Consider the following 23,976-nt stretch of genomic DNA (forward strand, 5'->3'; position numbering starts at 1 on the left):
CCCATCGCAGTGCCGGAGTCATCCAAGTGATAGACAGTGAAATCACCTTCCGTAAGCTGGAAATTTTTCTCGCCTACATGGAAAAGCTCAACATCTCGCGTACCGCCGAATATCTGGGCCTGAGCAGCGTCAGTGTGCACCGCGCGCTGCATTCGCTGGAAGAGGGCTTGCGCTGCCCGTTGTTTATTCACAAAGGCCGTAATCTGCTGCCGCTTCCCGCGGCCCGTGCGCTGCTGGAACACGCGACTCAGGTGATTGAGCAGATGGAACACGGTATTGAAGCCACACGTCTTGCTGCCGGATTCGGGCAAAAAAGGCTCAAGCTCGGCACTCTGTATTCGCTGACGCTGCAAACCATTCCGCGCCTCATCATGGGTCTCAAACTGCGCCGCCCGGAACTCGAGCTTGAGCTGGTCATGGGATCAAACAGTCATTTGCTCGACAGAATGGAAGAGGGGCAGTTGGACGCCGTGCTGATCTCGACCAGCGACTCGCCTGTCGATACTCAGCGTTATGATCAGATCCCACTGTTTCAGGATGATATTTTTCTCGCCGCACCAGCCAGTTCTGCACTGGCCGCAGAGGGTATCGCCGATTTACGCGATTTCAGGCAGCAGAAGTTTGTGGCACTGGCTGACGGCTTTGCCACCTATCATGGCTTTCAGGAAGCCTTTCAGGTCGCGGGATTTGACCCGGAAATTGTTACCCGGGTGAACGATATTTTCTCGATGCTGAGTCTGGTGCAGGCGGGCGTCGGCTATACGTTAATTCCGGGCCGCATGAAGGGAGTGTACGAAAATACCGTGCGACTAATACCGCTGGCCGAACCTTACCAGATGCGCCAGACCATTGCGCTGGTTTACCCACACCGCCGTGAGCATGACCCCAACCTGCTGGCGCTGGCCGCTGAATGCCGGATGTATGCATTAGGAAAATCTGTAACGACGCCTTAAGATCCTGTCCTTTCCCGTAACCGTACTGCCAACGTTCTTGTCATCGGTATGCCGGACTGGCACAGCGACAGCGCTTCGCCCTGATCCATGGCACGCCGCGTCAGGCCAGTGAGTACGCTGCCCGGCGGCATTTCAATGGCCAAACGCACATCCCGCTGATATGCCGCTACCATAGCATCGCGCCAGTTGACGGTGCGTGCCATGTTCATCGCCAGATCGTCTGCAATTTTTTCAGGCTGCCAGTAAACCCGGCCAGTGGTGCCGCTGAGATAGCCGCAGGTCGGGCGTTGCAAGCTGACCGATTCGAATGCTTTGACCAGTTTAGCGGCGGGTTCGTCCAGCAGTGCGCAATGAGAGGGCACGCTAACCGCCAGCCGGTGGGTTTTCTGTGCGCCTTTCACTTTCGCTAAACTCAGCACCTGCTGCATGGCGCTGTCGCTGCCGGCAATCACCAGTTGGTCTTCCGCATTGATGTTGGCCAGATATACCGGTGTCGATGGGCTGTTCACCTGCTGTAACAAGGTGGAAACTTGATCCTGACTTAACCCGGTGATGGCCGACAGGCCATACCCCTGCGGATAAGCCTGTTGCATCAGCTGTCCGCGCAATGCCACCAAGCGCACGGCATCGTCAAAGCGCAGGGCACCCGCCATCACAGCCGCCGGAAACGCGCCAATTGACAGACCGCTGCAAAAATCGGGTTCGACACCTTCGGCTTGCAGCTGCTTTGCCCAGACGACACCAGCAATCAACAGGCACAGCTGCACCGCGCGGGTCGAGCGCAGCGCATCGGCAGTATCAAGCCCTAAGCTATCTGAACCCAGTACACTGCTGGCCTGAGTTAACAGATCTTGAGTGAGAGAGTTCTCCGGCAAGCGGTGCAGCATATCCGGCACTTGAGGTCCCTGGCCGGGAAAGGTAAACAGGATGTTCATAACGTTCCTTAAACTGCAGGCTGGCTCCACGGATCGGTGACCAGCACCGGACCTGCGTCAGTTTTCAGCATAATTCCACCCCCGCGAAGCCATTCCGTCAGCGCAAAACCACCCTGCGGCGTGTTGATTTGCACATCAACGCGGCATGGCAACGCTTCAAGACGGGTATGGAAAGCGGAAAACTCAATGGAGTCCACCGGTTGGTCACAGCGGATGATTAAGTCGAGATCGCTCTCTGCATGCATCACGGGTATATCACTGGCCAACGCATAAGCGCAGCTACCGGTTACGCCCCAATGCCACGGCAACTTCAGGCTGGCGAGGGTGATCAGCGCCTGTAGGGGTTGCAGAGAGATAAAACGCGAATGCAGCAGAGTCACAGGATCGGCCACCAGCGATTCTGGCGTCAACACACGCAGCACATCTTCCGGCTTTACCCAGGCGGCGGCGCGTTGAATTTTGGTCATACCGCGTATCCCGACCGGAATGGCACCATCGTCCCGCCGGTCACGACGCACCACCAGCGGCAAATGCGGCCGCCAGTTGCTTACCCAGTCGGGTAAACCTTGGTCATTTTCCAACGACGCACGGTCGGCAATCCAAATCAGGTCATGGGCACGCGGCAGACTCATCGTTACAGTTCCTTAATCATCAGTGCAGTGAAGAGGTCAGTGTTATAAACAGCGGTAACGTAATGATACACAACACTGAACTGATCAACAGCGACGCCTCTGCATCCGGTGACTGCACGCCGAAACGATTACCGAACACGATACCGAAGAAACCGGCTGACAGGGCAATCATCAGAATTGCCGTCACTGCCATCTGGCCACTCAGACCAAAGGCCAGCACCAGGCCCCAGGCAATAAACGGCTGGATCAGGTTTTTCGCCACGCATGACAACAGCACCGGACCGTTAATTTTCAGTTTACGGGCTGACAGGATCACACCGGTCAGGAACAGTGCAGAAGCGGTCGCCGACAGGCCAAGAGGCTTAATGGATGCCAGTACGATTTCCGGCATTTTAATGCCAATCGCAGACAGCACCACACCCAACAATGGCCCCCAGACAATCGGTTTTTTCACCGAACGCCACATCAACACCGGCAATAGCGCCAAAGAGGAGCCTTGATTTTCTCCGCTGATACGTGCTTTTTCACGTTCCAAAATTAACAGGCAGAACGGCGTCATCAGCACAGAACCACAGGCAATAGACACAGCCACAGACAGCGACGTCGAGGATGCATCACCCAACACGCTGCTCAAAATCGGCAAACCCAGCGCCGCATAGTTTGGCAAAGCGACAGTCAACGTCAGGACGGCAGCATCCTGCGGCGACTTATTAAATACTTTGGTACAGATAAAGTAGATCGCCGCATAGGTTACCCACATAGCCAGAACCAGAACCAGAATCAGCGGTGTCTGTTCGACAATACCCGCCCACGGCGTTTGTACTGTTGCTGCAAACAACGCAGCGGGTAAAGCAAAATCCATCACGAAAATATTCAATAACGAGACGTTTTGGTTATCCACCATTTTCGCTTTCCCGGCAAAAAAACCGAGGATCATAATCACGAAAATTGGGGCGAGCGCGTGCAAAATCACATAAGTCATAGCGATGTACCTGAGGTAAAAAAAATGAATTACCCAGTCCGCCGGTTACGATGTTTTTTATAAATCCCAGTCGGATGCAGCACGGTAGATTCTGTGCCGCATTCCGCTGTTTGCAGGTGCCTTTACCGGCTGAAAGACTGAAACGTTAACGAACTACCACTGCTGGCGCATCCGTTCGCGAACTAATTGCGAACTGGCCCGATTGTCAGCACCTAAACGATTGTTAAGACCGACACCCGCTTGACGGGCATCCTGAATATTGCTCCACAGCGCCGACTGTACGCTGGCGATATCGTCAGGCGTCGGGCGATCGGGATTGCCGATATCCATCAGCTGCGCCAGCAGACCAAGGGTGGCGTAATTTTCGATGTCGTAGGCCATCGGCGGAATAGTGGCGGCCAGTTTCTCCAGCGCCTGGACCGAGCGCAGCGTAATACGTGCCGCTGACTCTTTACCCATCGCGTGGATCATAACCTCTGGATTATTGAAGGCGATAAGCTTGTTGGCCTGATAACCGTGGGCCAGAAAAGCCCCGGACATCGCTTTACCCACAATCAGCCCGATAACCGGATGCCCGGCCAGGCGCGCTTGCGCATAAGCACCCGCGGCACCGGCCAGCGCCTGATGAATACCGAACGCTTCTTCGCGGCGGCCATACGCCTGACTTGGCACATCAATCACCGCCACGATGGCGCGCTTGGTGCTGGCACCGACATCGGCGGCAATCACGTCGTTGACGACTTTCGCCAGCGTCCAGCCTTCCAGCAGACCGACTTCACCGCCTGCGGCGCGCGCATAATGATTATTTTTGTCAGGAACCACCGCGATAAAACGCACGTCCTGATCGTTGATTTTTCCATCGGCCGCTTTCACGGAAGGGCAAAGACCGGTGACCGGCGTGGCGTCTTTAGTCAGTTCATCGAACCAGTAACCACCACGGCTGACGGTGTTGCTTTCTACAGTGCTCATGCGCGATCCTCCCGAGTAAACAGGGCTTCAGTCACTTCACGGCTGGCCTGTTGGGTGGTGTCAAAACTGCTGAGTTTTGGCAGGTAATAGTCAAATTTGTCCGAACGATGCTGGGCAGGAAGGCCTTTGGCAATAAATGCCAGCATCTGGCTTTTCACTTCGGCTAATGAGTCTTTCACCAGTGCGTCGACAAAACCGCTGCGGTAACGCACTTCGCCACCCGTCATGCTCCAGATAAACGGCCGGTCGCGGGAGTCGTATTCATCGATACCGGCTTCCTGTTCAATAACCTGCGGGCCATTCAGACCAAGACGGGCTTCACGGGTCACGATGAGATAGCTGCACAGCGCGGCGGCAATCGACATCCCGCCAAAGCAGCCCACGGTACCGGCAACTACCCCGATCACCGGCGTATAACGGCGTAAATCAACAATCGCGGCATGAATATCGGCGATAGCGGCAAGACCGAGGTTGGCCTCCTGCAGGCGTACCCCGCCGGTTTCCAGTAGCAGTACCGCCTGAGTGGCGATGCCGTTACGGTTATCCTCTGCGGCCAGCTCTAAAGCAGCTGCCATTTTTGCACCGGACACTTCGCCCATACTGCCGCCCTGGAATGCTCCTTCGATGGCAACCACCACCGCGGGCTGACCGTCAATGGTGCCTTTAGCAACCACCATGCCGTCATCGGCCTGCGGCACAATGCCCTGCGGTTCCAACCAAGGTGACATGATGCGTTCAAACGGCCCCAGCAGTTCACGAAAGCTACCCGTATCGAGTAAATTGCGCGCGCGCTGGCGGGCGTTCAATTCGATAAAACTTTGATCAGTTGACATGACCGGCCTCCTCAAACACCTGTTCAATGCGCAGACGTGCCACACCCGGCGTCGCGCCGAAGTCATTGACGTCGAGCTGGCCTGCGGGTAATTCACGCAGTTGGCTCAGACGGTCAAAAAAGCGTTGCCACAGGGTGTGGCTACCATCGACGGAGGTCGTGACGATGACATGCAGCTTATCGCCGCTTTTCGGTTCATACAGCGCTTCTAAATCGCCGGATCCGACCACGCCAGCCTGCGCACGACCAGTCAGCAATGTTTGCGCCGGGTAAGTAAATTCAAAACGTTCCATAACACCTCTTTATAAAAATCATGATGTTAATAATCAGGACGATCACGCCAGTGAGACGCGATCGAGAAACAGGGTCGCAGCCAGCAAATCCGCCGCGCCGCCGGGTGAGACGTTGTCGCTCAACATGCGTTTTTCCAGCGCCTGAAGGTGCGCGCGCCCGGCAATAGATTGTGTGCCCCCGGCATTCAACACCGCGCGGGAACCGGCGTGCATCGCCTGCAAAGCGGGCATGCCGCCACGCGACAGCACGCAGGTATCCGCCAGTGAGGTCATCACGGCCAACAGGGCATTTAGCTGCGACTGGCTTTCTGTTGCTCCTCTCTCACGGCTGTCACGCAACTGAGGCAGCGCGAGGTCAAGGATGTGAGGAAAACCACCCTGCGCCTCTGCCCGCGCACCTGGCACCTGATAGCGCTGAACGACGTGGGCACCTTTGCTAAAAATTTTCGGACTGAACGCGTCGGACAGTGCCGCCAGTTTTGCCGCCCGCCGGGCAATGGCCTGTGGGCTGTCTGTTTCAGGCTGCATAGCGGCGGCGCTGACCAGCAGCCCCATCGCCCAGATAGCGCCCCGGTGAGTATTCACTCCGTCGGTTGCCTGCATCATGCGGGCTTCCCCTTCGCGTCCCAGACGCCCCACGTCCTGACGCAGCGCGATATCCACCGGGCGCTGAAAACTGTGCAGCGCCAGAGCATAAAAGGTGGAGGTCAGGCTATGAGCAGAACGCTCCATCAGCGCGAGCGTCAGATCCTGATGCGCACCGGAACCCCGGCTGTCCACCAGGCCCGGCTTTGGACTGAGCCGCGCTTCATCGATCAGCGCCAGCGTCGCCTGCTGAGCCAGCCGTATAGCCACCTGTTCAGCGGCGATCCGGCCACTGACCGATAAAATGTGCGGCATTGTCATTACCAGCTCCGGAACTTTGCTGGTGGGTTATACAAACCACCAGACCAGTCAACAAGGTCGCTGACGCTGCCTGCGGCCAGCAATGAACGGGTGGCATCGGTACGACGAATACCCATATCTTCCGGGAAGACCACCAGCTCCTGACGGCGCAGCTCGGCAACGCGTTTAGCGTCAACGCCCAACCCAATATCGGTAATACCGGCCACGGCGGCCACCATAGCGCGGCGCTCTTCCAGCGAGCGAGCCCGGTGCAGATAGGCGATGCCTTCTTCGGTCAGCACGTGGGTCACGTCGTCGCCGTAAATCATCACCGGCGCCAGCGGCATACCGGACTCTTTACCGACATCCACCGCTTCAAGTTTCTCAACGAAACTTGGCTTACCACCGGACTGATAGGTTTCAACCATCTGTACCACCAGCTTTTTACCGCGCGCCAGCGGATCCGGCTCTTCAATCATATCGAGCCATGCAGGTGTCGCATGACGGCGGCCGTGCGGGTCGTGGCCCATATTCGGCGCACCGCCAAAACCAGCCAGACGGCCACGGGTCACCGTTGAGGAGTTCGCCAGGCCATCGATCTGTAAAGTCGAACCGATAAACATGTCTACTGCATACTGACCGGCCATCTGGCACAAGGCGCGGTTGGAACGCATCGAGCCGTCGGAGCCGGTGAAAAATACGTCAGGGCGGGCGCGGATATACTCTTCCATCCCCAATTCACCACCGAAACAGTGCACGGTATCGACCCAGCCGCTTTCGATAGCCGGGATCAAGGTTGGATGCGGGTTCAGCGTCCAGTGTTTACAGATTTTGCCACGCAGGCCGAGCTGTTCGCCGTAAGTTGGCAGCAGCAGTTCAATGGCTGCAGTGTTGAAACCGATGCCATGGTTAAGCGACTGCACGTTGTGTTTGGCGTAAATACCTTTGATAGCCATCATTGCCATCAGAACGTGCACCGGCTTGATCAAACGTGGGTCACGGGTGAACAACGGTTCGATAAAGAACGGACGGTCGGCAACCACCACAAAGTCGATCCAGTCACCGGGAATGTCTACGCGCGGCAGGTCGCAGCCCTCTTCGACCAGCTCATTGACCTGAGCGATGACAATGCCATTTTTGAAAGCGGCAGCTTCCACCAATGCGGGTGTATCTTCAGTGCTGGCGCCGGTATAAAGGTTACCTTTACGGTCAGCTTTGAAACCGGCAATCAGTGCAATGTTAGGCACTAAATCCACATAAAGACGCGCATAAAGCTCGACATAGGTGTGAATAGCGCCGATCTCCATCTGCCCATCTTCCAGCAACTGCGCGATACGCAGGCTCTGCGGGCCGGAGAAGGCAAAATCGAGTTTGCGGGCGATACCGCGTTCGAAAAGATCAAGATGCTCAGCGCGACTAACGCTCGGCATGATCATATGTAAATCGTGAAGTTTTTCCGGGTTAGCTTTGGCCAGCGACCGGGAGAGAAAATCGGCCTGTTTCTGGTTATTCCCTTCCATCACGACGCGATCGCCGGGGGCAATCAAGGTTTCGAGGATCGAGATAATCTGGTCGGTGGGTAACACTTTGCCCTGAGCCACGGCCCGGACACTCTCTATCCGCCGTTGTTTCTCGCTGCGGCGGGTGTCCCAAGCTCTGGTGGACTGCGGATGCTGGGTCATGCCTGAACCTCCCTGGGTTAGCTTGCTGAGCAGCGGGCGGCTATCACTAAGACAGCGGCGGGCTCAGACAAGTGGCGGTACATCATAGATGCCATGAATAATTAGCCTATTAAGTGTAGGAAGGGGGAGTGACTTCATCAATCAAGCGCAGTGAACAATCGTTACCCTAAGAGTAACGATTAGATTGAAATTATTTAAAACAGCAGGATAGGGAATAATTAGACGATGAAGTGCACAAAAATGGCATAAAAAAAGACGCCATCAGGCATCTTTTAAAACCCTTTAACCTACCCGCCATCATTCGAATTGAAAGATGACAGGTAGAAAAGATGTTATTTGAAGACTTCAGCCGTCGCGCTGAATTTCGCATGTTCACGACCGGCGATGATGACATAGTACTTACCGCCTTTCTCATCAGCCAGTTTGGACAGGGCTTCTTTTGCATCCGACGGCGCCGCCTCACCAGAAACATTAACCATGCCCAAGCTGGTGTAGCCTTTCTCTTGCGCAACTTCTTTGGTGATCAATTCAGCAGCCATTGCATTGATTGAGAAAACCCCACCGAGAACTGCCGCAACAATAATTGTATTTAATTTCATGAAATTACCTCTAAATTTGATGAGTATTTTTCAAAAACAGCCAAAATATAAACGATGAATGCGCATCTGCGCGGCATGACTATCATGGTTAAACGTCAGTAGACTCCCCAGCGACGCAAATAGTCTGCCATCAACCCTTACGTCAGCCATTTCACCGCCATTATCAGTTTAAGTATTAGTCACAATTGTAAATTATCAATAAATTTGAAAAAAATACTTACATTTAATTTCATTTTGAAATCATGAATTTCTCAACAGCTGAACAGAATGCTTCCGGATGTGAGACAAACGGTGCATGCGCGGCTTTTTCAATGACCCGAGAGGTAGAGTTCGGCCATAGCGCATCAAGTAAAATCGCGACCTTGCGGGGTACCAAACCATCCAGCGCGCCATAAATGCGCAGCATAGGGACTGGCAACTGACACATAGCCTGACGTAAATCGACCCGCCGCAGGATCTCCAGACCGCCATTTAGCACCGCCACTGACGGCATCGGCTGATCAAGTACCACCGCTTTCAACATGCGGGCATCCTGACGAGCGCTGTCGCTGCCGAGGGTTTGTAGCGCCAGAAAACGCTCGACCGTGCGCTGAAAATCTTCGCTGAGCTGATGCTCAAAAGCTTGCAACACTTCAGGGCGGATACCGGGCCAATCATCTTGCGCCGCAAAACAAGGTGAAGAGGCCACGGTGATCAGCTTCTCTACACGCTGTGGGGCATCAAGCGCAATCTGGCTGGCGACCAGCCCGCCGAGCGACCAACCCAGCCACGCCGCTTTTTCCGGCGCGGCAACCAGCACAATATCGGCCATTTCCCCGAGGCTCATCGGCCCAAACCCCTGGCTACGCCCATAACCCGGGAGGTCTACCAGATGCAGACGAAAATGCGGCGCAAGTCGAGCGGCAATGTAACGCCACACCTCAGCATTCAGCCCCCATCCATGAAGCAGCACAAGATTGCGATCGCCTTTGCCAAAGGTCTGCCAGTAGAGCCTGTTCATAAGGTAATGTCCGTTAGATTTTACACATTAAGGAAGTGGTAATAGATGCCGTTAAGGATAACAATTCGTAGCCTTTGCTGGCTATGCCAACAGCCGTTACATCTCGCCAACCACGGTATTTGCAGCCTGTGTGTCAGGGATCTGACGCCACTGCTGCCGTGCTGCCGGCGTTGCGGGTTACCCAGCGCCAGCCAAAAATTCGACTGCGGCCGCTGCCTGCACAAGCCGCCTCCGTGGGACACTATGATTTCTACTACTGATTATCTGCCGCCACTGAGCGGGCTGGTCATGCGGCTCAAATTCTCCCGCCAGCCGGAGCTGGCGGTTACGCTGGCGCGCCTGCTGCTGCTGAGATGGCTTGCTCGTTTTCGCACCGGTGACGTGGTGCGCCCGGATATTGTGCTCAGCGTACCGTTACACCGGCGGCGCTATTTCTCACGCGGATATAATCAAAGTGAACTGCTGGCCCAACCGCTGGCTCGCTGGCTGGGCTGTCAGTACCGCCCACACGCCCTGCGGCGCATTCGTTACACACCGCCGCAGCAGCGGTTATCAGAGGCAGCGCGGAAAATGAATTTGCGTAAAGCATTCCTGTGTGAAGAGAACTTCTGTGGAAAACACGTTGCCCTCATTGATGACGTGGTCACCACTGGCAGCACATTACGTGAAATCGGTAAAATACTTCACAATCAGGGCGTTGCGTCTCTACAGATTTGGTGTGTCTGTCGAACTTTGTAGTGGTGAGCACATGCTGCTAACACAACGGCCATGTGAAGGATGACGAAGAAAAGCAAAGGGCGTATTATAACCAACTGAAATAGTCAACTATTGAGCCAATACTATGATCCTTATTACCGATGCTGCCCAAGAGCACTTTGCCAAACTGCTGGCAAACCAGGAAGAAGGCACCCAGATCCGCGTATTCGTGATTAACCCAGGTACGCCGACCGCTGAATGCGGTGTCTCCTACTGCCCACCGGATGCTGTGGAAGCAACAGATACCGAACTCAAATTCGAGAAGCTGTCTGCTTTTATCGATGAACTCAGCAAGCCTTATTTGGCTGACGCTGAAATCGACTTTGTGACCGACCAGCTCGGTTCCCAGCTGACACTGAAAGCCCCGAATGCCAAAATGCGTAAAGTGGCCGACGATGCACCCCTGATGGAGCGCGTTGAGTATCAGCTCCAATCGCAAATTAACCCGCAGCTCGCCAGCCACGGCGGCCGTGTATCATTGATGGAAATCACCGATGATGGCATCGCCATCTTGCAGTTCGGCGGCGGTTGTAACGGCTGTTCAATGATCGATGTCACGCTGAAAGATGGCATCGAAAAAGACCTGCTGAAAAACTTTCCAGAACTGAAAGGCGTTCGCGATCTCACCGAGCACCAGCGCGGCGAACACTCGTTCTACTGATCAACCGTTGATCGGCCAGAATGCAAGAAGCACCCAGTTAACCGGGTGCTTTTTTTATAGTAAACGTGCTGTCGATTGCCTAAGGATATAAACCAGAAGCCGTTTGTGTCTGGGATGCTATGGGGAATGCGGAATTTCCTGCACCCATCGATTAGTTACGTCAAACAGATTGTTCTTATAAAGAACACAGACAGGAACACTGAAAATATAAACATGTTATTAAAAACAGTGTTGACAGGTTATAAAAAATCCGTAAATTAGTACTCAGCAGCGACGAAATATACATATCGCTGTTAGTTTAAATAGAGTTGTTAGATTAGATATAGTTAGTAAGATGAGTATTAGTAATTCGATTTAAGTAAAAGATAAATTTTACTTATATGAAGTAGAAGTAGAAGTAGAAGTAGAAGTAGAAGTAGAAGTAGAAGTAGAAGTAGAAGTAGAAGTAGAAGTAGAAGTAGAAGTAGAAGTAAGTATATCAGTACAAAACGCGATGATGTAAGGCTTTGTTTTAAATTTTTTAAGTTCGCGACAGTATGAGTTCCAATAGTTTGTATATCGCGAAGAAAGTAAAGCAACGCATCAAAGAGTATATATCGCGACGGGGAGATGTACGAGATTGAACTAATCTGGCCTGACTTGACTTTGTGTCTATATAAAGCTATCAGGTAGTTTTAAACCGGTAAAATAGGGGGTTTTAGTTAGTTTAGTACCCGATATTATCTGTAAAAACTTGTGCATTTAAAGTAGTACCAAATAGCAGTACGAAGTTACGAAGTATATTAATGTCAAATCTGAAGTTAGCAGTACCTTAAAAGCCCTGACGAGTACCGTCAGGGCTTTTATCATTCTATAGCTATCTGTTCCCTGTATTTACCATTAGAACCATTCACTTGTGATTCATGCTTTTCTTCTGCGATCTAAATCCCTGAGCAAAGAATTAATGTGCGGGTCGGCAAACATGTCCTCCAGCGTTTGCGTCAGTTTACGCTGCCAGTTTGGGTATTCTGTATTGGTGCCGGGGACATTTACCGGCGTCACCATGTCCAGCCAGTCCTCCGGTTGCAGACCAAGCAAGGCACTCGCGCTGTCAGCCAGATAGCGTTGCAAACCCTGGTTCAGGGCCGGCGTCATGGTCATTTTATCGGCGTGATGCCCGACCTTACTTGCGACGCATCCATAGCGGTGCAATGCGTCAAGCAGAGCCTGTTTGCTGGCTTTACGCTCATCATTGAGCGCAGCCAGTACGGCTGGCTCAGAGTAAATGCCAAGAGTTTCCCCCAGAGTCAAATCCCCACCTTCCCAATAACCGCGCAGTGTCGGTAAATCGTGCGTCGTGACGGTAGCCATCGCCTGCACTACATAGTCCTGCGGGGCACGGTAGTCACCGTTTTTCTCCCGCTCAAAATAGAGCACTTTATAGGAGTAAACACCGCTGTCATGCAAGCTGGCGACAATCTCTTTTGGCACAGTACCGAGGTCTTCGCCAATCACCATGCACTGATGACGCTGGCTTTCCAGCGCCAGAACGCCGAGCAGATCCCCCAACGGATAACGCACATATGCGCCCTTGCCCGCATGCTCATGCGCCGGTATCCACCACAAACGCATCAGCCCCATCACATGGTCAATGCGCAGCGCGCCGCACTCTGCCATGTTCGCCCGCAGCAAATCGATAAACGGCTGATAGGCGCGCTCTTTCATGACATGGGGATCGATGGGCGGTAGTCCCCAGTTCTGCCCCTGCGGCCCGAGAATATCCGGCGGTGCGCCGATGGTGGCCTTCAGACAATAAAGCGCAGGGTCAGACCAGGTTTCAGCGCCGCCTTCGGCCACGCCGACCGCCAGATCACGATAAAGTCCCAGCGGCATGCCGAGTGCAACGCTGGCCTGATAGCAGTCGGAAAACTGCCTGTCCGCCAGCCACTGCAACCACAAATAGAATTCGATTTCATCAGCATAACGTTCGCAAAATTCGGCCACATCTGGGCTATGAATATCGCGGTACGGCTCCGGCCAGACCGGCCAGCCCCAAAGACCTAAATCCAAATCACGCAGGTGGACATGCAGCGCATCGAACACGCCCTGCTGATACAGGCTATTGCCCCCAAGATGCAAAAAACGGCGAAAATCGCGCTTGCGCTGGCTGGCATCCGGAATACCACAAAATGTTTTCCACGCCAGCTTCAGCCCATCAAGCTTCAGCCTCATCACCTGTGGGTGATCCACGTATTCCACACTTCGCACCTGATGCAGCGCATCGCGAGTATGCGGTAACTGCCACCAGTGCTGAGCCTCTTCACTTTGTGCGAACTCTTCTACCTGATTCACGTCGATATAGGTGATGTTCAACCAGCGGCGTGAGGATGGGCTGTACGGGCTGGCACTCAGCGGATTAGCCGGATACAAAGCGTGAATCGGGTTAAGACCCACATAAGCCCCGCCGCGTTTGCCGACCTCTTCCACCATTTGTTTGAGATCGCTGAAATCACCAATACCCCAGTTGTGCTCAGACCGCAGGGTATAAAGCTGCACGGTCGCACCCCACAGCTTTTCCCCTGCCAGCAATTGAGGCGGTTCATAACAGCGGCGCGGCGCAACAATGATGCGACATCCACACTGCTTTTCGCCCCAGTGCAGCGTCAGATGGTGATAGCCCACCGGCAAATCAGCGGGCAGTCTCAATGTGGTGCCTGCCGCCAGCTTCCCCTCTGACAGATCGCCATTTTCCTGCGTCAGCTGCCAGCGGAAAACGTGACCGCCCTCCGGTGCAACAACACCTGCCGTCCCTTGGTAAAACACCCGTACGAAAGGAAGCGGCAAGGCCTCTTCATGGCTGACCTCATCGCGGCCCATCGCCGCTAACAGCGCCTGTTTAGTGTCATCGGAAACCGACTGCACTTCGTCCCGCATATTGATAAAACTGTCTAAAATACCTGCCTGCTGTGCTGCCTGTTCGAGTTGCTTACCCTCCATGCTTGCTCCTAACGTTTGGCCTGCCAGATACGCTGCTGGTAATCGCTGATAGAACGATCTGCGCTGAACATCCCCACGCGGGCAGTGTTCAAAATCGTCCGGCGCGTCCATTCATCGGCATCGCGGTACAGCGCATCGACCTTTTTCTGCGCTCCGCAATACGCAGCGAAGTCGGCCAGCACCAGATACGGGTCGCCGCCCTCTTTGAAGCTGTTGAGCATCAGGTCGAAAGCGTGCGGGTCGCCGTGGCTGAAAAACCCGCTGGCCAGTTCATCCAGAATCGCTTTCAAATGCTTATCCTTTTTCACCACGCTTTGCGGTTTGTAGCCTCTCTTTTGCAGCGTTTTGGCTTCATCAACGTCGAGACCAAAGATAAAGATATTCTCTTCACCGACCTGTTCAGCAATCTCAACGTTCGCACCATCCAGCGTACCGATGGTCAACGCACCGTTCAGCGCCAGCTTCATGTTACCGGTTCCCGAAGCCTCTTTTCCGGCAGTAGAAATCTGCTCGGAAACGTCGGCCGCTGGGATCATTATTTCCGCTACGGACACGCTGTAATCGGGGATAAATACCACTTTCAGACGATCGCCGACGATCGGATCGTTATTGATCTTATCCGCCACCTGATTGATCGCATAAATGATGTTTTTCGCGAGGTAGTAACCCGGCGCGGCTTTGGCCCCGAACAAGAACACGCGCGGCACAATGTCCAATGTAGGGTTATCGCGAATTTGCCGGTACAGTGACAAAATATGCAGCAGGTTGAGGTGCTGGCGTTTGTATTCGTGCAGACGTTTGATCTGCACGTCGAAAATAGCGTCAGGGTTGAGCTTAATCCCCATGCGATGCCAAACAAACTCCGCCAGCCTGACTTTATTTTCATGTTTTATTTTGCGGAAACGTTTGCAGAATTTTTTGTCTTTGACGCCGCTTTCCAGCCCTTTTAGCAGGTCGAGATCGGTTACCCAGCTGTCAGTGTGCAGGCGCTCATCAATCAGTGCAGACAATGCCGGGTTACACTGCTTCAACCAGCGACGCGGTGTAATGCCGTTAGTGACGTTGTGGAACTTTTCTGGCCAAAGCTGATAATACTCGGGGAACAGGTCTTTCACGACTAAGTCAGAATGCAGTGCCGCGACGCCGTTCACCGCAAAACCCGCCACCACGCACAGATTAGCCATGCGTACCTGTTTGTCGTGATGCACCGCGAGTTTGGCCCAAACTGCTTCATCACCCGGCCACGCTTTGCTGACCTGCTTTTTAAAGTTGGCGTTGATCTGTTTGATTATCTGGAAGTGGCGCGGCAGCAGGCTGCGCACCAGACGTTCGTCCCAGGTTTCCAGCGCTTCCGGCATCAGCGTGTGGTTAGTGTAGGCAAATGTGCGGCTGGTAATGTGCCACGCATCGTCCCAGCTCATCTGATGTTCATCGATCAACACGCGCAGCATTTCAGGTATGGCGATAGTCGGATGGGTATCGTTAAGCTGAATAACTTCGTAGTCCGGTAGTTCAGCAATTTTCCGCCCGAGAAAGTGGTGGCGTCGCAATATGTCAGCCACCGAACAGGCGCACTGGAAATATTGCTGCATCAGGCGCAGACGCTTACCTGCCTGATGGTTGTCATTGGGATAGAGCACTTTGGTGAGTTTGGCGGCGTCCACGCCCCGTTGCTCGGCTTTAAGAAATTCGCCGTCGTTAAATTTTTTGAGATCAAACGGATGCGGATGAGTAGCTTCCCACAGGCGCAAAGGCTGGGTAATGCCGTTGCGGTAACCCAGCACAGGCAGATCCCAGGCTTCGCCGCGCAGGGTGAATTCCGGCTCCCAACGCAGTGAGCCATTGTCGTTCTTCACCACTTTCCCACCGATCCCGACACTCACTGCCAGCGAACTGTTGTGGCGGAACCACGGATATTCACTACGATGCCAGTCGTCCGGTGACTCTTTCTGGTGCCCATCAACAAAGCGTTGGCGGAACAGACCATACTGATAATTCAAACCGTAGCCAATTCCCGGCTGACCGACCGACGCCATCGCGTCAAGGTAACAAGCAGCCAGACGGCCCAAGCCACCGTTACCCAGCGCCGGATCAACTTCCTCTTCCAGCAGGTCGCTCAGGTTAATTTCAAAGGGCTCAAGCGCCTTGGCCACCGTGTCGTACCAGCCAAGATTAATCAGATTGTTACCGGTGAGACGTCCAACCAGAAACTCCATTGAGATGTAGTTCACATGCCGCAGGTTTTTTTGCCGCTTTTTGCTGGCAGGAACGCTGTCATCTTGTGGGGGAAGCTGTTCAGCTACGGCGGCGCTTACGGCATGCCACCACTGATGCAGCGTCATGTCTCTGGCTGAAGTCAGTCCGAAGGCTTGCCACTGACGGGTCAGTGCTGCTAAAAAAACATCCTGCTTAAGAGTGGGCTTGGTCATAAGGCAGCTCTTTCCTTTTGGTTCATTCCGGGAGAAGAAGTCTGTTCAGCATAAATGCGAAATGCGTGATCTGTGATCACTTATAGGTATAACGCCTATAACGCAAAAAAGCTCACCACGTTGACATGATGAGCTCAGGAATTTGTCGATAAATATTAATGGTGTCGGGTCTACTTTTGCCCGTAATAGGCATCTGGTCCATGCTTGCGGGTAAAATGCTTGTTGAGCAAATAACCGCCCATGGGTGACATCTGGCGGTTCAGCGTACCGGTGATCCACGCCATTTTTGCCACCACTTCCAGTACGACCGCGTTATGCACCGCCTGTTCCGGTGATTCCCCCCAGCAGAATGGGCCGTGCTGAGAAACCAAAATGCCTGGCATATGAAGCGGCTCGGTTTCGCCCAGCGTTTCGGCGATAACTTTACCGGTTTCCATTTCATACTGACCGGCCACTTCTTCACGGCTTAACGGACGCGTGCAGGGAATGGCCCCTGCGAAGTAATCCGCATGGGTTGTACCCAGCGCCGGAATGGGCACACCTGCCTGTGCCCATGAAGTCGCGTAGGTCGAATGGGTATGCACGATCCCGCCCAGCTCGGGGAATTGCGCATAAAGTTCAAGATGGGTTGCCGTGTCGGACGAAGGTTTGAAATGCCCCTCCAACACCTCCCCCAGTGCGTTAACCACCACCATGTCATCAGGAGTCATTACGTCATATTCAACACCGCTGGGTTTGATCACCACCAAACCGGTTTTACGATCGATGCTGCTCACGTTACCCCAGGTGAAGGTCACTAATCCGCGTGCAGGAAGCGCCATGTTGGCGTCGAATACACGCTGTTTGAGTTGTTCTAGCATAAGGCTTCCTCCATGTTCAGCCCCGCTTTCTGCATCTTGTCGATCACCCAGGCGCGGGCTTCGCGTACTTCTTTCAGCGGATCGGCGGCGGTTTCGCTCCACATTTCAATCAGGTAAGGCCCGCAGTATCCACTGTTAAGTAACGTGCTGAAACAACGCTCAAATTCCACCACGCCGCTGCCAAAAGGTACATTCTTGAACACGCCTGGCTGGGTATCTTTAATGTGTACGGCGACAATATGCCCTGCGCCGCTGGCCAGTTCCATCTGCACGTCATTGTCCCAGGCAGACAGATTGCCAATATCAGGATAAAGCTGGAACCACGGATTATTCAGGTAATGGGCATAACCCAATGCCTTGCTGATGGAGTTCATCAGCGGATAATCCATGATCTCCATCGCCAGTGTCACCTGCGCACGGCTGGCCATCTCGACGGACTCTTGCAGGCCGTCACGAAAACGTTCGCGAGTATGGTGGTTGGCATCCTGATAATAGACGTCGTAGCCCGCCAGTTGAATAACCCGGATACCGAGGTCCTGCGCCAGCACGATGGCTTTACGCATGATTTCCAACCCCTGCGTGCGGGTTTTGTCATCTTCCGAGCCCAGTGGAAAACGCCGATGCGCGCTCAGGCACATCGATGGAATGCGCATCCCGGTTCGGGCGACGGCATCAACCACCGCCATCCGCTGTTCGCGACTCCAGTCAAGCCGCGCCAGCCGGTGGTCGCTTTCATCAACCGACATTTCGACGAAATCAAAACCCAGCTCTTTCGCTAGGCTCAGGCGTTCAAACCAGTCTTCACCCGCAGGTAATGCCTTTTCATAGATACCGAGTGGCACGGCTTTATGCATCATTGCGCGTTCCTTAGCCCCAGAGTTGGCTGATTGATTTTTTGAACTGACGGGCTGCATCGACCGGATCTTTGGCATCGCGGATGCTGCGACCGGCGATAAAGACATGGATCGGAATGCCTTTAAACAGTGGCAAATCGTCCAGCGCCAGCCCGCCGGTCACGGTCACTTTGAAGCCCATGTCGGACAAACGTTTGATGGCGGTGATATCGGCATCGCTCCAGGCTACGCCCGCCGCCTGTGCGTCGCGACTGCGGTGGTAAACCACCTGTTGAATACCGGCATCGCGCCACTCTTGAGCCTGTTCCCAGGTCCAGTAACCGGTGAGTTCAATCTGTACATCGCCGTTGAATTCTTTCGCGACTTCCAACGCGCCTTTGGTGGTATTGATGTCAGCGCAGCAAATGACGGTTACCCAGTCAGCATTGGCTTCAAAGCACATACGCGACAGAATCTTGCCAGCATCGGCGATTTTGGCATCAGCCAGCACGATTTTTTCCGGGTACAGCGCTTTGAGGTCACGTACTGCACGCACCCCTTCAGCAACGCACAAGATGGTACCGACTTCGATAATGTCGACTTCGTTGGCGATCAGACGCGTGGTTTTATAGGCATCATCCATCGACTGGTTATCCAGTGCGACCTGCAACATCGGTAATGAGTGAGACATAGTGTATTCCTTATGGTTAATGAGCAGCGGCCGCGGAAGTCTGATCAATCAAATCCAGCACCTGTTGAGGCGTGGTACAGGCACGCAGCCGGTCAAAGTTCTCTTCGTCTTCAAACAGATTCACCACCTGCATAATGCCGACTTCCTGATGAGCGTTAGCATCAACCGCCGCGAGGGTGATCAAGATATCCACCGGGTCGTTATCTTCATGGTTGAAGACCAGCGGTTTTTTCAGGGTCACCAACGCAAAACCTGTTTTCAGTACTCCTTCCTCCGGGCGGCCATGCGGCATCGCCAGGCCGGGCGCAATAACAAAATAGGGACCAAAACGCTCGACGCCGTCCAGAATCGCCTGGTAGTAGCGTGATTCCACCACCCCTGCATCCACCAGTAAATCGACGCCTATTTTCACCGCATCCTGCCAGTTTTCAGCTTCAACATTCAGGCGGATCGACTGATTTTCAGCCAAAGAGTCACGCAGTTTCATAGAGGGGTCCTTATTTCTTTAGGTCTTTTGAGAAGTGCGCGTTAATCACTTCCATCACTTTCGGACCAAAGTCGGCGGCGGAAAGCATATTGCGCACGCCCACCACGTATTTGTTGCCGCTGACGGTGATCTCGCTCGCCACGTGAGTCGCGGCGACAATAATGTCTGCGCCGCTTAGTTCAGATTTATACTCGCCCACCGCGCAACTGTTCATGGAGTGGTCCACTCCTTCCTGGGTCAGGAACTGGCCGATCTTCATCTTCATGATCATCGAACTGCCTTGCCCGCAACCGCATACCGCCAGAATTCGTACTGTCATGGGAACCTCGTTGATTAGTGAGAAGTGGATTGATTAAGTGCTTGTTTTTCAGCGTCCTCTTCGGCGCGCAACGTACGGCCCGCGTAGAACATGTACATCAGTGCAATCACCGCAATCACGCCCATAAAGGCCATGCCGATGCTGAAGAAGCCCTGCATCATTGGCGGCGCGAGAATCGACCAGTCGGCCATCCCCATCCAGGCACTCAGGCCGGTGAGTTTGATGGCCCAGACGCAGCCGAAGATTTCGATCATGCCCATCACCAGACAGATTTTCAGCGCCGCGCGCCAGCCGCCGAAGTGGTTGGCAAACACGCCGATGGTGGCGTTGGAGAAGAACATTGGAATAAAGCCGGGGATGATCATGATGGAAGAACCGATGCCGAACAGGATGGCCACGGCAATCAGCTGACCGATGGTGCCCCACATGAAGCCCCAGACCACGGCATTCGGCGCGAAGCTGTAAATCGCTGCGCAGTCGATCGCCAGAACGGCTCCGGGAATCAAGCGTTGGGAAATGCCGTTAAAGGCTTCGGTCAGTTCGGCGACAAACATGCGCACGCCCTGAATGATGATGAAAATCGCCACCGCAAACATCAGACCGGTTTGCAGGATGTAGATCGTCCAGTGGGTTTTACCGGCCATTTTTTGCAGCGTATCCAGGCCAAACGAGCAGAGAATGATGCCGAAGAATACGGTCATCACGATGGCGGTAGACACGATGTTGTCGTGGAAAATATTCAGCCAACCCGGCAACTTGAGGTCTTCCACGCTCTCTTCTTTTTTACCCAAATACGGCGCGATTTTATAGGCAACCCACGAAGCAAACTGCTGTTGGTGACCGATGGAGAAACCGCTGTTTTCGGTCACGGACTGCGTGGGTTTGTACATCATGTTGGAGGTAATGCCCCAGTACAGCGAGACCAGAATCGCCGTACACCAGATGGTGGTCCACATCGGGTAACCCATGATGAAGAAGAAGACCGCAATCAGACCGGCCTGCTGGAACATGATGTGGCCGGTGAGCATGATGGTGCGGATGCCGGTAATGCGGCGAAACACCACCATCAGAATGTTCAGCCCGAGGGCGATCAGCACCGCGTAACCAACCCAGCTGTAGGCGTCGCCCATGCGTTCTACCGTCGCCATCATTGAAGCGTAGGTGTCAGAAATTGCGCCGTTGATGCCATACACTTCTGACAGCTTGGCAACCACCGGTTTAAAGGTGCCAGTCAGAATGCCGGAACCCGCCTGCAATAACATAAAGCCGATAATGGTTTTGATGGTGCCTTTGATAATCACTGTCGCGCTCTTTCTGAGCAGGATGTAACCGAGCATGGTCACAATACCCAGCAGCAGCGGCGCGTTGGTCATTACCTGATTAAAAAATACGGTAAAAAGGGTATAGAGGAATTCCATAAGACTCTCCGTCTGACCTTGTTTAATCTTTTTGGCGCTGAACACACTGCGCTGAAAAGTGAGGGACAGATGCACCCTAATGCTCACATCGAATCAGGTAAAGATTCACAATGATTATTTGTGAGCAGTCTCGCAAGTTATCGTTATCATGGAAATCATCACCTGAACGCATAAAACTCTATTTTTAGTTATATTTCAGCTCATTAAATAATTTAATTTGTTTTTAAAACGATCACCTCATTCAAATCCTCATCAGGATCCCACGTCTGTCTCATCAACAAATCTTCTTGTAAAGTCATTGTCATGACGATATTTCGATGATAACTTTACCTCAAACAAATCATAAGTAATCACAAAATGATTAATCGTGATATTTCACTAACACCGTTATGACGATAAGGGAACACCATGAGCAAAGTAGAAACGATCAGCCGCGAGTCCTGGATCCTGAGTACTTTCCCGGAATGGGGAACCTGGTTAAATGAAGAAATTGAGCAGGAAAAGGTCGCGCCAGGCACCTTTGCCATGTGGTGGCTGGGCTGTACCGGGATCTGGCTGAAATCTGAAGGCGGCGCGAACATTTGCGTCGATTTGTGGTGCGGCGTCGGCAAGCAGAATCACAGCAGCCCGCTGATGAAAGCCGGCCACCAGATGCAACGCATGGCTGGTGTGAAGAAGCTACAGCCGAACCTGCGTACCACACCGTTTGTACTGGATCCGTTTGCGATCAGGGAGATCGACGCCGTACTGTCGACTCACGATCATAACGATCACATCGACGTCAACGTGGCTGCGGCAGTGATGCAAAACTGTGCCGCAAACGTGCCGTTTATCGGACCGCAGACCTGCGTGGACTTATGGATGAGCTGGGGCGTGCCGGCTGAACGCTGCATCGTGATGACGCCGGGCAAAGTGGTACGAATTAAAGACGTGGAAATTCACGCGTTGGACTCTTTCGATCGCACAGTGCTTATCACCCTGCCTGCGGACCAAAAAGCGGCGGGCGTGCTGCCAGACATGATGGACCAGCGCGCCGTGAACTATCTGTTTAAAACACCGGGCGGCAATCTCTACCACAGCGGCGACTCTCATTATTCCAACTACTACGCCAAACATGGCAATGAGTATAAAGTCGACGTGGCGCTTGGCTCTTATGGTGAAAACCCGCGCGGCGTGACGGACAAAATGACCAGTGTGGATATGCTGCGCATGGCCGAGTCATTGAAAACTCAGGTAGTTATTCCGTTCCACCATGATATCTGGTCAAACTTCCAGGCCGACCCGCAGGAGATCCGCGTGCTGTGGGAAATGAAGAAAGACCGCCTGAAATATGGCTTCAAGCCTTTTATCTGGCAGGTTGGTGGCAAATTTACCTACCCGGATGACAAAGATAATTTCGAATACCACTACCCACGCGGTTTCGATGACTGTTTCACCACGGAAACTGATTTACCTTTCAAATCATTCCTTTAGTCGATGAGTAAAAGAATGGCGGGGATCGTTGTCCCCCGCACATTCCCAGAAAATGACGATTGAATGATTCAACTGCTCATCTATAATCACGCGGTATCCCTTTCCGCGGAGTCACCATGACAGAACCACAACGCCATAATGCGATCCTTGAGCTTTTACAACGCCAGGGTCAGATCTCTGTCTCAGATGTGATCGACAGTTTTGATATTTCGCCCGCTACAGCCCGCCGTGATATCACCAAACTCAATCAACTGGGTAAGCTGCGTAAAGTGCGCAACGGCGCTGAAGCAGTAACCTCGCCGCGTCAGAACTGGACACCGCTCAATATCCACCAGACGCAAAATCTCAATGAGAAAATGCGCATCGCCCAGGCCGCTGCGAAGCTCTGCCAACCCGGTGAAAGCGTGGTGATCAACTGCGGCTCCACCGCATTCTTGCTGGGCCGCGAAATGTGTGGCAGAGAGATTCAGGTGATCACCAACTATCTTCCGCTGGCCAATTATCTGATTGAGCAGGAACACGACAGCGTGGTGATCATGGGCGGTCAGTACAATAAAAGTCAGTCAATCACGCTGGCCCCACAGGATGGCGACGCCAGTCTGTATGCCGGTCACTGGATGTTCACCAGCGGCGCTGGGCTGACCAGCGACGGCCTGTATAAAACGGATATGCTCACCGCGATGGCCGAGCAGAAGATGCTTAACTACGTCGGTAAACTGGCGGTGTTGGTAGATAGCAGCAAAGTCGGCCAGCGGGCCGGTATGCTGTTCAGCCGTACCGAACAAATCGATGTGCTCATCACCGGACAAGATGCAGATGCCTCTATCCTCGATCAGTTGCACGCTAAAGGCGTTAAGGTGATTTTGGTCTGATCGCTTATTTTGGCTTATCCCTGCGGTTTGTCGGGTCTTGGTGGCTAAATAATTCGGTAGAATGGGGTCAAGTAATGATTAATGAGGCCCTGCCAAATGGAACAATTCGAAGCAATCAGCGTAGAACTCGCGCATACCCGCCTGAAATCAGGCGATGCGGTGATGGTCGATATCCGCGACCCACAAAGCTTTGGTGCAGCCCATGCACCCGGCGCATTTCATCTGAGTAATGAAAGCATGGCGGCTTTTATGCAAAACGCCGATGCCAAAACGCCGGTTCTGGTCATGTGCTATCACGGCATCAGCAGCCGGGGCGCAGCGCAGTTTCTGATCGGGCAAGGTTTTGAGTCGGTCTACAGCGTTGACGGCGGCTTCGAAGCCTGGTCAAAAACGTTTCCTCAGGATATCGAAGCCTGATTTCAGGCGCTTCCCCTCCCCA

Annotated in this window: 24 protein-coding genes; 6 read left to right on the top strand and 18 right to left on the bottom strand. The window is 53.5% G+C overall.

The genetic code is table 11. The features are described 5' to 3' along the window. Positions 1–26 precede the first annotated feature (26 nt). Complete coding sequence (locus ACMV8I_RS15935; protein WP_498866188.1) at positions 27–953, top strand: LysR family transcriptional regulator; 927 nt, start codon at positions 27–29, stop codon at positions 951–953. On the opposite strand, the gene mdcH is transcribed toward ACMV8I_RS15935, so the two are convergent. From mdcH to bioH, 10 genes are all read right to left on the bottom strand, one after another. Continuing rightward, positions 950–1,888, bottom strand: a complete 939-nt coding sequence (gene mdcH / locus ACMV8I_RS15940) for a malonate decarboxylase subunit epsilon (RefSeq protein ID WP_498866189.1) — start codon at positions 1,886–1,888, stop codon at positions 950–952. The two genes, ACMV8I_RS15935 and mdcH, sit on opposite strands and share 4 nt — an antisense overlap. 8 nt (positions 1,889–1,896) lie before the next feature. Further along, a complete protein-coding gene (locus ACMV8I_RS15945; protein ID WP_498866190.1) occupies positions 1,897–2,520 on the bottom strand; it encodes a malonate decarboxylase holo-ACP synthase in 624 nt (207 codons plus the stop codon). Positions 2,521–2,539: 19 nt separating this feature from the next. Then, a complete protein-coding gene (locus tag ACMV8I_RS15950) occupies positions 2,540–3,502 on the bottom strand; it encodes an AEC family transporter (protein WP_498866191.1) in 963 nt (320 codons plus the stop codon). Between the two features lie 153 nt (positions 3,503–3,655). Beyond that, complete coding sequence (mdcE, locus tag ACMV8I_RS15955; protein ID WP_498866192.1) at positions 3,656–4,471, bottom strand: biotin-independent malonate decarboxylase subunit gamma; 816 nt, start codon at positions 4,469–4,471, stop codon at positions 3,656–3,658. Continuing rightward, positions 4,468–5,304: a biotin-independent malonate decarboxylase subunit beta gene (locus ACMV8I_RS15960; protein ID WP_498866193.1), complete on the bottom strand. Its 837-nt coding sequence runs from the start codon at positions 5,302–5,304 to the stop codon at positions 4,468–4,470. Before ACMV8I_RS15960 ends, mdcE begins: the two co-directional genes overlap by 4 nt. Then, positions 5,294–5,596 (bottom strand): malonate decarboxylase subunit delta, encoded by a 303-nt coding sequence (locus tag ACMV8I_RS15965; RefSeq protein WP_498866194.1) that lies wholly within the window; start codon positions 5,594–5,596, stop codon positions 5,294–5,296. The genes ACMV8I_RS15960 and ACMV8I_RS15965 overlap by 11 nt, the downstream gene beginning before the upstream one ends. Positions 5,597–5,638: 42 nt before the next feature. Next, complete coding sequence (locus tag ACMV8I_RS15970; RefSeq protein WP_498866253.1) at positions 5,639–6,496, bottom strand: triphosphoribosyl-dephospho-CoA synthase; 858 nt, start codon at positions 6,494–6,496, stop codon at positions 5,639–5,641. A 5-nt stretch (positions 6,497–6,501) separates the two neighbouring features. Continuing rightward, a complete protein-coding gene (mdcA, locus tag ACMV8I_RS15975) occupies positions 6,502–8,163 on the bottom strand; it encodes a malonate decarboxylase subunit alpha (RefSeq protein ID WP_498866195.1) in 1,662 nt (553 codons plus the stop codon). A 332-nt stretch (positions 8,164–8,495) separates the two neighbouring features. Next, a complete protein-coding gene (locus tag ACMV8I_RS15980; protein ID WP_498866196.1) occupies positions 8,496–8,762 on the bottom strand; it encodes a YdgH/BhsA/McbA-like domain containing protein in 267 nt (88 codons plus the stop codon). A 229-nt stretch (positions 8,763–8,991) separates the two neighbouring features. Then, complete coding sequence (bioH, locus tag ACMV8I_RS15985; RefSeq protein ID WP_498866197.1) at positions 8,992–9,762, bottom strand: pimeloyl-ACP methyl ester esterase BioH; 771 nt, start codon at positions 9,760–9,762, stop codon at positions 8,992–8,994. A 45-nt stretch (positions 9,763–9,807) separates the two neighbouring features. Here bioH and gntX point away from each other — a divergent pair, with 45 nt between their 5' ends. Together gntX and nfuA are read left to right on the top strand one after the other, a co-directional pair. After that, entirely contained in the window at positions 9,808–10,500 is a 693-nt protein-coding gene (gene gntX / locus ACMV8I_RS15990; protein ID WP_498866198.1) for a DNA utilization protein GntX, read from the top strand. A 103-nt stretch (positions 10,501–10,603) separates the two neighbouring features. Then, positions 10,604–11,179, top strand: coding sequence for a Fe-S biogenesis protein NfuA (gene nfuA, locus ACMV8I_RS15995; protein ID WP_498866199.1), 576 nt, complete (start codon positions 10,604–10,606; stop codon positions 11,177–11,179). A gap of 900 nt (positions 11,180–12,079) precedes the next feature. Here nfuA and malQ read toward each other — a convergent pair. From malQ to ulaA, 8 genes are all read right to left on the bottom strand, one after another. Continuing rightward, the gene (gene malQ / locus ACMV8I_RS16000; protein WP_498866200.1) at positions 12,080–14,155 is read right to left on the bottom strand and encodes a 4-alpha-glucanotransferase; all 2,076 of its coding nucleotides are present in this window, start codon (positions 14,153–14,155) and stop codon (positions 12,080–12,082) included. Between the two features lie 8 nt (positions 14,156–14,163). Then, positions 14,164–16,584 carry a maltodextrin phosphorylase gene (gene malP, locus ACMV8I_RS16005; protein WP_498866201.1) on the bottom strand — a complete coding sequence of 807 codons (2,421 nt, stop codon included), beginning with the start codon at positions 16,582–16,584 and terminating at the stop codon, positions 14,164–14,166. Positions 16,585–16,754: 170 nt separating this feature from the next. After that, the gene (locus tag ACMV8I_RS16010; protein ID WP_498866202.1) at positions 16,755–17,444 is read right to left on the bottom strand and encodes an L-ribulose-5-phosphate 4-epimerase; all 690 of its coding nucleotides are present in this window, start codon (positions 17,442–17,444) and stop codon (positions 16,755–16,757) included. Continuing rightward, positions 17,438–18,301, bottom strand: a complete 864-nt coding sequence (locus tag ACMV8I_RS16015; protein ID WP_498866203.1) for an L-ribulose-5-phosphate 3-epimerase — start codon at positions 18,299–18,301, stop codon at positions 17,438–17,440. The genes ACMV8I_RS16010 and ACMV8I_RS16015 overlap by 7 nt, the downstream gene beginning before the upstream one ends. 10 nt (positions 18,302–18,311) lie before the next feature. Further along, positions 18,312–18,968 (bottom strand): 3-keto-L-gulonate-6-phosphate decarboxylase UlaD, encoded by a 657-nt coding sequence (locus tag ACMV8I_RS16020; protein WP_188474181.1) that lies wholly within the window; start codon positions 18,966–18,968, stop codon positions 18,312–18,314. Between the two features lie 16 nt (positions 18,969–18,984). Further along, positions 18,985–19,455: a PTS ascorbate transporter subunit IIA gene (gene ulaC, locus ACMV8I_RS16025; RefSeq protein ID WP_498866204.1), complete on the bottom strand. Its 471-nt coding sequence runs from the start codon at positions 19,453–19,455 to the stop codon at positions 18,985–18,987. Between the two features lie 10 nt (positions 19,456–19,465). After that, positions 19,466–19,774, bottom strand: coding sequence for a PTS ascorbate transporter subunit IIB (gene ulaB, locus ACMV8I_RS16030; RefSeq protein WP_498866205.1), 309 nt, complete (start codon positions 19,772–19,774; stop codon positions 19,466–19,468). A gap of 14 nt (positions 19,775–19,788) precedes the next feature. Beyond that, positions 19,789–21,192 (bottom strand): PTS ascorbate transporter subunit IIC, encoded by a 1,404-nt coding sequence (gene ulaA, locus ACMV8I_RS16035; protein WP_498866206.1) that lies wholly within the window; start codon positions 21,190–21,192, stop codon positions 19,789–19,791. A 408-nt stretch (positions 21,193–21,600) separates the two neighbouring features. Between ulaA and ulaG the strand changes: the two genes are divergently transcribed. The 3 genes from ulaG to glpE all read left to right on the top strand — a co-directional run bounded on the left by ulaG (position 21,601) and on the right by glpE (position 23,954). Continuing rightward, the gene (gene ulaG / locus ACMV8I_RS16040; RefSeq protein WP_498866207.1) at positions 21,601–22,665 is read left to right on the top strand and encodes an L-ascorbate 6-phosphate lactonase; all 1,065 of its coding nucleotides are present in this window, start codon (positions 21,601–21,603) and stop codon (positions 22,663–22,665) included. A 116-nt stretch (positions 22,666–22,781) separates the two neighbouring features. Further along, entirely contained in the window at positions 22,782–23,537 is a 756-nt protein-coding gene (ulaR, locus tag ACMV8I_RS16045) for an HTH-type transcriptional regulator UlaR (RefSeq protein ID WP_498866208.1), read from the top strand. 96 nt (positions 23,538–23,633) lie between these two features. Then, on the top strand, positions 23,634–23,954 hold the full coding sequence (gene glpE, locus ACMV8I_RS16050) for a thiosulfate sulfurtransferase GlpE (RefSeq protein ID WP_498866209.1): 321 nt from the start codon (positions 23,634–23,636) through the stop codon (positions 23,952–23,954). Positions 23,955–23,976 lie beyond the last annotated feature (22 nt).

The sequence above is a fragment of the Ewingella sp. S1.OA.A_B6 genome (assembly GCF_049889095.1).
Lineage (GTDB): Bacteria > Pseudomonadota > Gammaproteobacteria > Enterobacterales > Enterobacteriaceae > Ewingella.